The organism is Flavobacterium columnare NBRC 100251 = ATCC 23463 (assembly GCF_002530675.1).
GTDB lineage: Bacteria > Bacteroidota > Bacteroidia > Flavobacteriales > Flavobacteriaceae > Flavobacterium > Flavobacterium columnare.
The window spans coordinates 39,695-50,735 of the sequence record NZ_PCMX01000028.1; the positions used below are offsets into that span (position 1 = coordinate 39,695).

The 11,041-nt window shown below is 29.9% G+C and carries 13 protein-coding genes; 8 read left to right on the forward strand and 5 right to left on the reverse strand.

The window, feature by feature from the left end; all coding sequences use genetic code 11:
- Positions 1–34 precede the first annotated feature (34 nt).
- Entirely contained in the window at positions 35–1,150 is a 1,116-nt protein-coding gene (gene dnaJ, locus B0A78_RS04855) for a molecular chaperone DnaJ (RefSeq protein ID WP_014166461.1), read from the reverse strand.
- A 71-nt stretch (positions 1,151–1,221) separates the two neighbouring features.
- Positions 1,222–1,761 (reverse strand): nucleotide exchange factor GrpE, encoded by a 540-nt coding sequence (locus tag B0A78_RS04860; protein ID WP_014166462.1) that lies wholly within the window; start codon positions 1,759–1,761, stop codon positions 1,222–1,224.
- A 157-nt stretch (positions 1,762–1,918) separates the two neighbouring features.
- Between B0A78_RS04860 and B0A78_RS04865 the strand changes: the two genes are divergently transcribed.
- Together B0A78_RS04865 and B0A78_RS15055 are read left to right on the forward strand one after the other, a co-directional pair.
- Positions 1,919–2,308: a hypothetical protein gene (locus B0A78_RS04865; protein WP_014166463.1), complete on the forward strand. Its 390-nt coding sequence runs from the start codon at positions 1,919–1,921 to the stop codon at positions 2,306–2,308.
- Entirely contained in the window at positions 2,305–2,490 is a 186-nt protein-coding gene (locus B0A78_RS15055) for a hypothetical protein (protein WP_354019040.1), read from the forward strand. The genes B0A78_RS04865 and B0A78_RS15055 overlap by 4 nt, the downstream gene beginning before the upstream one ends.
- 68 nt (positions 2,491–2,558) lie before the next feature.
- Here B0A78_RS15055 and B0A78_RS04875 read toward each other — a convergent pair whose 3' ends face one another.
- Both B0A78_RS04875 and B0A78_RS04880 read right to left on the reverse strand, forming a co-directional pair.
- A complete protein-coding gene (locus tag B0A78_RS04875; protein ID WP_097609431.1) occupies positions 2,559–3,464 on the reverse strand; it encodes a TIGR01777 family oxidoreductase in 906 nt (301 codons plus the stop codon).
- Between the two features lie 76 nt (positions 3,465–3,540).
- Positions 3,541–3,996 carry a DUF4442 domain-containing protein gene (locus B0A78_RS04880; RefSeq protein WP_065213242.1) on the reverse strand — a complete coding sequence of 152 codons (456 nt, stop codon included), beginning with the start codon at positions 3,994–3,996 and terminating at the stop codon, positions 3,541–3,543.
- A 279-nt stretch (positions 3,997–4,275) separates the two neighbouring features.
- Between B0A78_RS04880 and B0A78_RS04885 the strand changes: the two genes are divergently transcribed.
- The 6 genes from B0A78_RS04885 (at position 4,276) to B0A78_RS04910 (ending at position 9,206) form a co-directional block, all read left to right on the forward strand.
- Complete coding sequence (locus tag B0A78_RS04885; RefSeq protein WP_014166466.1) at positions 4,276–4,740, forward strand: DUF4870 domain-containing protein; 465 nt, start codon at positions 4,276–4,278, stop codon at positions 4,738–4,740.
- Positions 4,740–5,222: a nuclear transport factor 2 family protein gene (locus B0A78_RS04890; protein WP_065213241.1), complete on the forward strand. Its 483-nt coding sequence runs from the start codon at positions 4,740–4,742 to the stop codon at positions 5,220–5,222. Before B0A78_RS04885 ends, B0A78_RS04890 begins: the two co-directional genes overlap by 1 nt.
- 107 nt (positions 5,223–5,329) lie before the next feature.
- Positions 5,330–5,659 carry a PadR family transcriptional regulator gene (locus B0A78_RS04895; protein WP_014166468.1) on the forward strand — a complete coding sequence of 110 codons (330 nt, stop codon included), beginning with the start codon at positions 5,330–5,332 and terminating at the stop codon, positions 5,657–5,659.
- 5 nt (positions 5,660–5,664) lie between these two features.
- A complete protein-coding gene (locus tag B0A78_RS04900; RefSeq protein ID WP_249030945.1) occupies positions 5,665–7,395 on the forward strand; it encodes a PspC domain-containing protein in 1,731 nt (576 codons plus the stop codon).
- 136 nt (positions 7,396–7,531) lie between these two features.
- Entirely contained in the window at positions 7,532–8,257 is a 726-nt protein-coding gene (locus tag B0A78_RS04905) for a head GIN domain-containing protein (RefSeq protein WP_158308449.1), read from the forward strand.
- 118 nt (positions 8,258–8,375) lie between these two features.
- Positions 8,376–9,206, forward strand: a complete 831-nt coding sequence (locus B0A78_RS04910) for a GIN domain-containing protein (RefSeq protein WP_041253283.1) — start codon at positions 8,376–8,378, stop codon at positions 9,204–9,206.
- 333 nt (positions 9,207–9,539) lie between these two features.
- Here B0A78_RS04910 and B0A78_RS04915 read toward each other — a convergent pair whose 3' ends face one another.
- Positions 9,540–10,871: a T9SS type A sorting domain-containing protein gene (locus B0A78_RS04915; RefSeq protein WP_014166472.1), complete on the reverse strand. Its 1,332-nt coding sequence runs from the start codon at positions 10,869–10,871 to the stop codon at positions 9,540–9,542.
- Positions 10,872–11,041 lie beyond the last annotated feature (170 nt).

The window sequence follows — 11,041 nt, forward strand, 5'->3', positions numbered from 1 at the left end:
AATCTTTCATTTACAATGTTAAAGAATTTGTAAATTACGAGAACATATCTTTTACTTTCTCAAAAAAGGACTTATCTGTTTTTTCTGGTTTTGGATTGAAATTTGGGTTTTCAAGGTTTTCTTCAAAGAATTTCTTTTGTTCTTTTGAAAGGTTTTTAGGAGTCCAGACATTGATATGTACTAGCATATCTCCATTACCATAATTATTCAGACTCGGGATTCCTTTTCCTTTTAAACGCAAGATTTTTCCTGACTGAATGCCTTCTTCTAGCTTGATACGAACTTTACCCGTAACTGCATCTATATCTTTTGACACCCCTAATACTGCCTCGGGATAACTAATATATAAATCATAATGCAGGTTTTCTCCTTCGCGTTTTAAAGTTGGATGTTCAATTTCTTCAATAGCCACAATCAAATCACCTGCCACTCCATTACCTGGTGCATCATTTCCTTTACTGGCTACTTTTAACTGCATTCCATCTACTACCCCCGCAGGAATTTTGATAGATACGGTATCGTCTTCTAAGATCATTCCTTGTGAGTCTGCATTAGAAGGTTTTTTATCAATCATTTGACCTAAACCACCGCAAGAAGGACAAGGTGAAGCTGTTTGCATTCTACCTAAAATGGTATTTTGTATTTTGACAACTTGACCTGAACCATTACAGGTTGAACATGTTCTGTAAGTAACTCCTTCCGCTTGTGTTTTTCTTTTTACTTTTATTTTTTTCTCAACACCAGTAGCAATTTCTTCTAGTGTTAGCTTTACTTTTATACGAAGGTTACTTCCTTTTGCACGACGCTGACCGCCACCGCCACCAAAACCTCCGAAGCCTCCTCCAAAAGCACTTCCGAAAATATCTCCAAATTGGCTAAAGATATCATCCATATTCATGTGGTGTCCTCCAAAACCTCCAGCTCCATCAAATGCGGCATGACCGTATTGATCGTATTTTGCTCGTTTATCAGCATCACTTAATACTTCATAAGCTTCAGCCGCTTCTTTAAATTTTTCCTCAGCGGCCTTATCTCCTGGATTTTTATCTGGATGAAATTCAATCGCTTTTTTACGATATGCTTTTTTAATTTCTGACTCCGAAGCTCCTTTACTAACGCCTAATATTTCGTAAAAATCTTTCTTGCTCATAATTTTTATTTCAAATTTGAAGTTTGAAATTTGAAACTGTTTACTGATCTCAAATCTCTAATTTCAAATTATTAATTTCCTATTACTACTTTAGGAAAACGAATAATTTTATCACCTAATTTGTATCCTTTTTCAACTACATCTACCACTTTTCCTTTTAAATCTTCTCCAGCGGGAATTTGTGTAATTGCTTCTGCAAAATCAGCATCAAATAGATCTCCTTGTTTTATTTCTACTTCATTTAATCCTTTTGAGATGAGTGTTGATTTAAATTTCTCATGAATTAACTCAACTCCTTTTACCAATGCTTCATCTTCTGATTTTGAAATTTGTGTCCAAGCCCTATCAAAATCATCTAAAACGGGTAACATAGCTTGTAATACTTCCTGCCCTGCTGTTTTGAATAATTCAATACGTTCCTTTGAGGTACGTTTTTTATAATTTTCAAATTCAGCAAAAAGACGTAAGAATTTATCCTTTTCGTTTGCTAACTCTTCTTGCAGTTTTTCCTCAATAGTTGTTTCGGTTGCTGGAGCGGTTTCTTTTTGTTGCTCTTGAGTTTCTTCTGTATTGTTTATTTCTAATTCTTTTTCTGTATTTTCGGCATTCATTGTCTTATCATTTTGAATTGCGATTGCAAAAGTATTGCCAAAAAATCAAAAATGCCAAATTGTCACTTTTTTTTTATTTTCGACAAGACAATTTACAAATTAGTACCTAGTAATCAATACGTTAATTATCATTAAAAAATTACTAGCCTCCATTTCTTTGATTGTCATTTCTTCATTTATTTCTTGTAAAAAAGACTCTACTACTACGAATAGTTACCTAACTCATTTGCCTAAAATTAAAGGTGAAAAATATCAAGTAGATACAGTAAATTCTGTAATCTATTGGACTGGTTTTAAATCTTCTAGAAAACATACTGGTACTTTAAAATTTAGAGAAGGAATACTTATTTGTAATCAAGATTCTATTGTCTTAGGACGCTTTTATATGAATATGAGTTCAATAACAGTGACTGATTTAAAAAATAAGGAAGATCAAAATAGATTAGAAAGCCACCTAAAGGGTTTTGTTGATAAAAATATTAAGGATCTTTTTTTTATGTATTCAAATTTCCAGTTTCTGACTTTAGAATTACTAATTCAGAAATAAAAGGTGACAAAACAATTCTTTGTGGAAACTTAACAATTAAAGGCATTACAAAATCGGTTAATTTTTCAACTAGCATCCATATTGATGATAACCAAATAAGTTTAAGAAGCGATACTTTGCAACTGAATAGGAGATACTGGAACGTAAAATTATGGTTCAAAAAGTATTTTCAACAATCTTAAAGACGAATTTATAAGCAATCAAATTCAGATACAGGTAAATATTGTCGCTAAGAAGATAAGAAATTGATTTACTTTAATAGATTATTGAGTGCGTCATCAAGATTTGCATATAAAAACTGAAATCCTTTTTGTTGAATTTTTAGAGATGATACGCGCTGTGAATCGTATAATAGTACGTGCTTTTCACCGAGTATTAATTTCATTAAAAATTTTGGCAGATTAACTACTATAAGAGGTTTTTCTAAAAATCTATTCAATATAAACATAAATTCTTTATGTGTTACAGGATCTGGTGCTACAGCATTATAAATTCCTTGTAATTGAAGATCTAATGCAAAAACAAATAGCCTCGCCAAATCTTTTATGTGTATCCAAGACTGCCACTGCTGACCTGATCCAAACAGGACTCCCAAACCTACTTGCAACGGATTAAGTATTTCGGGCAATACGCCTCCTTTTTTAGACAAAACTAAACCAATCCGTAACTTACAAACTTTTACCCCTAAATGAATGAACTTGTCTGCACTTTCTTCCCATTTTTTTACTACGTTGGACAAAAAAGAATCATCAAAATCCAGAAAATCTTCTGTATAATATTTTTCAATACACGATGGATAAACACCTATAGCTGAAGCTGTAACTATATTTTTCACTTCATTAGGGGTGTTTTGCAAAAGTTTATACAACATTTGCATAGGAAGTATACGGCTGTTTATTATTTCTTGCTTATACCCTGAGGTCCATCTTTTACTTATAGAGGCTCCAGCTAAGTGAATTATGGAATGTACTCCTTCTATACAAGCTGAATCTATTTCACCTTTTTGGGGATTCCAATAAAAACCTTTGGTATTATCCGAATGTGTTAACTTATTCCTAGAAGTCGTTAGATAATGCACAAAAATACCTTTTGCATGCAAAATCTTTATAATTTCTTTACCTACTAAACCTGTAGCTCCTGTAACTAAAACTTTCACTATCTTTTTTATACAAATTTAACAATAGGAAAAGGGTACTTCATCTTATTTAGGATTAGTTTAACTCTTTAGGGGGTTATTTCTTTACACGAACTGTCCATTCAAAATCCATAACTGAAACTTGATCGCCTTTTTGATCTGTTCCAATAGATTTCATCCAAAAAGTTTGTCCTTCACCTGTAGCAATTGTTTTTTTTATTGCTTCTTTAATTAAATGTCCATCGTTACACGTAAATGTAATCCTTCCAGTAGCTTTTTTTGTAAAAGTCCCTTTGTTGTTTGCGACTAACATAGAGATGGTTTTCCCGCTTTCTTTGATTTGTTTCATAACCAAAGCTCCTGTTGTTAATTCTGCTGCCATAGCCTGAACTGCAAAATACATAGAATTAAATGGGTTTTGATTAAACCACCTATGTTTAACAGTTGCTTGGCATATACAATCGTCTATTAATTTTACTCTAACTCCACTCCAAAAAGCGGAAGGTAATTTAAAAAAAAGAAACAAATTCAATTTAGCTGGTGTAAATTTCATATCAATTTTGACTTATAGTGTTATACTGTAAATTCTTAAACTTAAAAAAACTCATAAAGATTACGCTCTTTCTTAGAGTATTGACTTTGCTAATCTACAAAAAAATACTATGCACGCCTATTTTTTTTAAAATGTTAATATTTTGTTAATTTACATTACTTTGTTTTACATAGTACCTGTTTTTTACATTATCTTTGTATAGGAAATTAATAAGTAAAAAAGAGTATTGTTCTTATTACACAACTATTTTAAACATCATTAATCAAAAACCATACGATCATGGAACCATCATCAATCACGAAACAAGAGAAAAATTACGCTTCAATTACACATTTAAGCGCTTTTAGTAAATTCATATTTCCTTTAGGAAATTATATTATACCTATAGTTCTATGGGGATCTAAAAAGAAGGAATCTTTTTTTATTAATTTTCATGGTAAACAAATCATTAATTTTCAACTTAGCATTTTATTATATACTATTATAATGGCTATTCTTGCTATTCCTTCCATAATAGCTAGTTTAGTAAGTACTTTTAGTTGGGAAGAAATAGAAAAAGGACATATCCTATTAGAAAATTTAGATTTCTACCACTTATTAGGTCTCGGTATTTTTGGGATAATATGTCTTGGAGTTATAATTTTGTTAAAAATAATAGAATTTTTTTATATTATATATGGCGCAATTATGGCTAATGAAGGTGTTTATTTTAGATATCCGTTAACTATTTCTTTTTTTAAATAATGAGAGCTATAATAACACTATTTTTAAGCCTTTTTTATGTTTCTTTTTATTGTCAATCAAAAACAGAGATCCTTCAAGAAATACAAACTTTAGACGCTGAGTTTTGGAAAAGTTACAATTCTTGTAGCACAAAAAACATGACAAAGTATGTTTGTAACGACATAGAATTTTATCACGACAAAGGAGGAATTACATTGGGGAAAAAAAATTTAATAAACTCAATAAAAACCAATTTGTGTTCAAATAAAAATTACAAAATAAGAAGAGAATTGATTAAAGGAACAGAACATTTTTCAATATTATACGAACAAGGAACCCCTTATGGTCTCTTACACAGTGGAGAACATCTCTTTTTATTAACAATCAACAACAATAAGGAATATGCTGATGGGAAAGCTAAATTCGTGCATCTTTGGTTACTTGAAAACAACCAATGGAAGATGAAAAGAATTTACAGTTATGATCATCAGTCCATACAATAAAGAGTTTCAATCAATCAATCAATCAATCAATCAATCAATCAATCAATCAATCAATCAATCAATCAATCAATCAGAAATGAACAGTTTAACAACAAAAAAAAAATCTTATGAACATTGAGAACACAAAGGCTCAGATGCGCAAAGGAGTTTTAGAATTTTGCATCTTATCGGTATTAAAAGAAAAAGATGCTTATACCTCGGAAATCCTTGATACACTGAAAAAAGCCAAATTATTAGTTGTGGAAGGAACGGTATACCCTCTATTAACCAGACTCAAAAATGACGGCTTATTAACTTATCGATGGGAAGAATCTACCTCTGGACCACCAAGAAAATACTATGGTTTAACAGAGGAAGGAAAAAATTTTTTAAAAGAGCTAAGCATAACCTGGAATGAACTTGCAGGAGCAGTAAATACTATAACATCACAAAACTAAGACTTATGAACAAAACAGTAAATATGAATTTAGGTGGTTTCTTCTTCCACATTGATGAAGATGCGTATCAAAAATTAAATAGATATTTCAGTGCTATACGTAACTCTCTTTCTATTGAAGGACGAGACGAAATCATGAATGACATCGAAAGTAGAATTGCAGAACTCTTTTCTGAAAAACTAGGCAGTAGTAAACAAGTTTTAAGTTTAAATGATATAGATGATGTTATTGATATTATGGGGCAACCTGAAGACTATAAGATAGAAGAAGAGCCTTCAAAAAGTTCTAATTATTCTTATACAGGAAAAACCAAAAAATTATACAGAGATAAAGAAACTGGAATCGTTGCTGGTATTTGTTCGGGTTTAGGGCATTATTTCGGGCTAGATCCTGTATGGATTAGAATAGCGTTAGTTCTATTGGTTTTTGCTGGTTTTGGTGTAGGGTTGTTAGCGTATATTATCTTGTGGCTTGTTACACCAGAAGCGATAACTACTTCTGAAAAGTTAGAAATGAAAGGTGAACCTATTACGATTTCAAATATTGAGAAAAAAGTAAAAGAAGAATTTGAGTCGGTTTCTGATAAATTTAAAAGTGCGGACTACACTCAAATGGGCGAAAACGTAAGATCAGGAGCACAAAAGGTAGGAAGTTCTTTAGGCGATATTATTGTAAACATCATGAAAATATTTGCTAAGTTCATAGGTGCAATAATGGTATTTACTGGAGGAATTACTATAATTGGCTTGTTAGTTGGGGTATTTACTTTGGGTTCTACGTCTTTTATGAAACTCCCTTGGATTGAATATTTTGAATCATTTAATTATACTGGTACATCATTATGGATCATTTGTTTGATATCCTTTTTTGCTGTTGCTATTCCTTTTTTCTTTTTATTAATCTTAGGGTTAAAAATATTAGTTCCTACTATTAATTCAATTGGAAACGTAGCAAAACTAACTTTATCTGCCATTTGGTTAAGTTCTATTATAGCTTTAATTACTTTAGGAATTATTACTTCTAGTGAATTGGCCTATGAAAACAAAGTTGTTTACAAAAGTTATTTAAATAAAGCTTTTAGATCCAATGATACTTTGACTCTTAAATTTAAAAACAATGACTATTTTTCTAAAGATGTAGATGATAGGACAGACTTTGAATTGGTACAGGATTCTTTGGGTCATGAATACATTTACTCTAATAATGTTGAATTAGAATTAATGCCTACTGATGAAACGAAACCTTATATACAAATTGAGTATACAGCCAAAGGTAAAACTTTATCTGAAGCTAGAAAAAATGCAGATAGAATAACTTATAAATTCAGAAATGACGATACAAATCCAGATACTTTAAGTCTTGACAACTATTTCTTAATAGATCCAAAATATAAGTTTCGTGATCATCAAGTTCGAATTTTCTTATTTGTTCCAAAAGGAATGTATATAAAACCTGATCGTTCGTTAAAACATTATGACATAACAAATAGTGATTACTTTGGTTTTTACACGTCTTCAAACGATTATATCTATAAAGTTGAGGAAAATAAAATAAAATGTAAAAATTGTCCAACTACTTTATTAGAGGATGAAGACGAAGAATCAGATGACGACAATACAACTGTCATTTTAAATGAAGATGGTTTACAAATAAAAAAAGATACTACTATTAAAAACACGAAAGATATAAAAGAATTAAAATTTAGTAAAGAAGGTATTATCATTAAAACTGAATAAAATCAAAAACCGAGGCTATAGGAATTTAGCCTCGGTTAAAAAATGGTATTCAATAAAAAATTATGATCAAAAAAACAATGCCTTTATTTCTAGAAATATAATTTTTATAATAACAAACAACACGATGATAAAACTCATGATTCACTTAGCAAAAATAATAGTTACTACGATAATTGCTTTCCTTTTTGGTTCTTGTAACTTAAATATCAGTGGAAAGCCTATAAAAGGGAATGGGAAGGTTATAACAAAAGAAAGAAAAATAACCGAGTTTAGTAAAATCTGTATTTCAGAAGGTTTAGAATGTGAAATAACGCAAGGTCCTAACTTTAAAGTAATGATAGAAGCGGATCAGAACATACATGACGATATACTAACCGAAGTAGAAGATAATACGTTAAAAATAAGTTCTAAAAACGGTAACTGCATTGATGTCAAATCAAATAAAATTTATATAACGCTTCCTTTTATTGAAGAATTAGAAGCTTCTAGTTCTGCTGAATTAAAAACAAAAGGCATTATAAAAAGCAATAATATTAAATTAATTACAGATAGTAGCGCTGATCTAACGGCTTTAATAGAATCTGAAAAAATAACAATAGATGCTAGTAGCAGTAGCGATATAACTGTTTCGGGTAAAGCCATAAAACTAACTATCGAATCATCTAGTAGTAGTACTGTAGACGCTCGTAATTTACTTGCTAATGATATTCTTGCGAGTAGCTCCAGTAGTAGTGAAATACGAATTCATCCTCTAATTTCATTACATGCAGACGCTTCTAGTAGTAGTAGTATTTATTATTCTGGATCTCCCAAAATACAAATTTTAAAGGATTCCTCTGAAGGAACAATTGAAAAACAATAACTTAATATCTCTTCTGTACTTTTTAAAAAGCCAATAAACAGAAGAATTAACCTTAAAAATCATTCCTTAGATCAGAATGATTTTTTTTTATATTTGTATTTTACCAAATTCTACAAAAATGAAGAAAATTAGCTTATTATTTATTAGCCTTATGACCACTCTTGCTTTCTCTCAAAACAAAGAAAGAATTAAGGGAACCAAAATGGTGAAAACTGAAAAATACGAAACCGAAGCATTTGAAGAAATCGAAATAGAGGATAATTTAGAAGTATACTTAATAAAAGCAGAAAAAAATGCTATTGAAATTGAGGCTGACGATAACCTACACGATGCTATAGATCGTAAAATTTACGGAAAAACACTGCGTTTGAATACCAATAAAGAAATAGCTACTTACAAAAAAATTGATGTTCGCGTTTTTTATACAGATAGTCTGAAATTAATCAATGTAAAACACCATGCAAAACTTAACGCTTTTAATGATTTAAATGTAAAAAAACTTACTGTTAAAGTGTTAGACTATTCAAAAGCATCTATAAATGCCACAATTCCTAATTTCACCTTAATTAGCAATGACAAATCTAAAATAGAGTTAAATTATAAAGGAACCAACGCAATTGTAGAAATGAGCAAAAATGCTGATTTAAAAGCTTTGATAAATGCTAATTCTTTAAAAATAGATATGTATCAAAAATCCTCAGCCACTATAGAAGGTGATACAAATGAGCTAAAACTACGATTAGACAATAATACTAAATATGAAGGGAAAAATTTAACTTCAAAAAGTACTGCATTAACCGTTGAGGGGTATACTGATTGTGATGTATCTACAAATGGTAAATTATCTATATCTGCATCAGGAAAAAGTAAATTAGCCATTTATGGAGAACCTAAAATTGAAATCATTAAATTTGCAGACGAAGCGATCTTAATGAAAAAAACGAAATAATTATTGAGTGTTCTTAAAGGTAACAAACTCAGCAGTTGGTTGTACCTTCACTCTCAGGAGACGTTCCATGGTCAGAATTATGTCGTTTTCCCCTTTAGAATTGATTCTTTCAAACAGACACTCTTACAATAATAATAACAAAGAGACTGTCCTTTTTGGACAGCCTCTCTCTTTGTTATAACCAAAGTATTTAAACACCAGAGTTCTTTTTTATATATTAGAATTCTCTAAAAAGAGCCTCCTCTTAGAATAATAAAGTTTTGTTATAATTGTATAAATATTCTGAAATACCACCATAAACCATTCCAAAAGGTTTTCAAACTAATTCTAAGATTACTTAACAAGTCTTGTTGTAAAAACTTTGTTATCTGTGTTTATTTTTACTATATAAATACCTTTATTCATATTTTCTGGTAAATCTATTTCTAATTGATTAACCGTTGAATTAATATTTTTATGATAAACCATTTGACCTGTAGAATTTAACATTTCAATTTCTTTAAATACTCTCGGTTCTGATGTTTCTATAGTCACTTTTGAACTTGTCAAAACGGTAGGATATATATTAAAAGAATCGTTTCTAAATTCTTGAGTAGATAATACCTGTTTTTCTAATTTTTGTTTATAAATTTCCATTTCTCGTTCATATCTATTAACAACTTTGTATTTCAAAAAAACTCTATAATAATCTCCTTCTAACGTTTTTACATAAAATTTCTTTTTAGACATTGTATATCCTGGATTATAAAATTGAAAATTAAATTCCTTCCAATCATACCCAATAACATTCATATCTTCTTTATACGTTAAATTTTCGAAATTAGAATTAATAACTTGATCTTCTTCTAAAACTTCTGCTACAACAAGACCATACTTATGCAAACAACCTGTTACGGTATACATATTATCGCTAGGATTAATTTCAGCCTTATTTAAATTTTGATCATAAGTAGTAAATAGCAAATCCCATGATTGAGGTTCTTCATCCACAACGGAATGAGTATCTAAATTATAATACACAAATTTATTTCCAGAGTATCTATAATCTAAATCGTTTATTACTTGTGTTTTTTCCGGTCCCCAGTCACTTCCATTAAATTTTGAATAACTGAAGACGTAATTCCTAAAACGAGAATTAATTTTTAATTTATAATAATCCCCTTGCCAAGTTCCATTTCTAAAAATAGAATGTCGTATAATAAAAACACGATTTCCGTTAACCTTATGCGTTTTTATATCATAAGCTCCCCAACCAATATAATATTTGTGAGGATTGGATTGATCATCCCAGTGATCATTATTTAAGGCTCCTATATTCCAATCTACTGTACTATTATACAACTCATTATCACTATCTCTTGCTAAAGAATTATAATTATCTTTCGTTACTTGACTTAATTCTGTTTTATCTGTTTTATAAACGGTACATATTGCACTACTCGTATTAGCTCTAATTCCAAAACCTCGATCATTATCTATTTGAAAAGCCAGATGCCAATTAATCTCGTTCTTAGCGTTTTTTATGACTCCTGAATTTAGCTTATAATAAGCTTTGTTTTCTCCGTTCTCTCCCAAATTAATTTTTTCAACAATTGGTTTATAAGCTATTTGGGAGTAAACAGACCAATTGAAAATCATCAATAAAAATAGTTTTATTGCTTTCATATATATAGTTTTTAAATTATTTTCTAGTTGTATTTTATTTAATCTAGGGAAGAAGACTATCTCTAAGTTCAAAATCAATATTTAGTTTGTAACTTCTATCGTGACAGATTAAAATCAGATAGTAATCTTAACTAATAAAAAAACTCCTTTTTTATTCTTTGAAATAGCCT

Coding starts and splice junctions, on each gene's coding strand:
- dnaJ (WP_014166461.1), bottom strand. CDS start 1,150: ATGAGCAAGAAAGATTTTTACGAAATATTAGGCGTTAGTAAAGGAGCT.
- B0A78_RS04860 (WP_014166462.1), bottom strand. CDS start 1,761: ATGAATGCCGAAAATACAGAAAAAGAATTAGAAATAAACAATACAGAA.
- B0A78_RS04880 (WP_065213242.1), bottom strand. CDS start 3,996: ATGAAATTTACACCAGCTAAATTGAATTTGTTTCTTTTTTTTAAATTA.
- B0A78_RS04885 (WP_014166466.1), top strand. CDS start 4,276: ATGGAACCATCATCAATCACGAAACAAGAGAAAAATTACGCTTCAATT.
- B0A78_RS04890 (WP_065213241.1), top strand. CDS start 4,740: ATGAGAGCTATAATAACACTATTTTTAAGCCTTTTTTATGTTTCTTTT.
- B0A78_RS04895 (WP_014166468.1), top strand. CDS start 5,330: ATGAACATTGAGAACACAAAGGCTCAGATGCGCAAAGGAGTTTTAGAA.
- B0A78_RS04900 (WP_249030945.1), top strand. CDS start 5,665: ATGAACAAAACAGTAAATATGAATTTAGGTGGTTTCTTCTTCCACATT.
- B0A78_RS04905 (WP_158308449.1), top strand. CDS start 7,532: ATGATTCACTTAGCAAAAATAATAGTTACTACGATAATTGCTTTCCTT.
- B0A78_RS04910 (WP_041253283.1), top strand. CDS start 8,376: ATGAAGAAAATTAGCTTATTATTTATTAGCCTTATGACCACTCTTGCT.
- B0A78_RS04915 (WP_014166472.1), bottom strand. CDS start 10,871: ATGAAAGCAATAAAACTATTTTTATTGATGATTTTCAATTGGTCTGTT.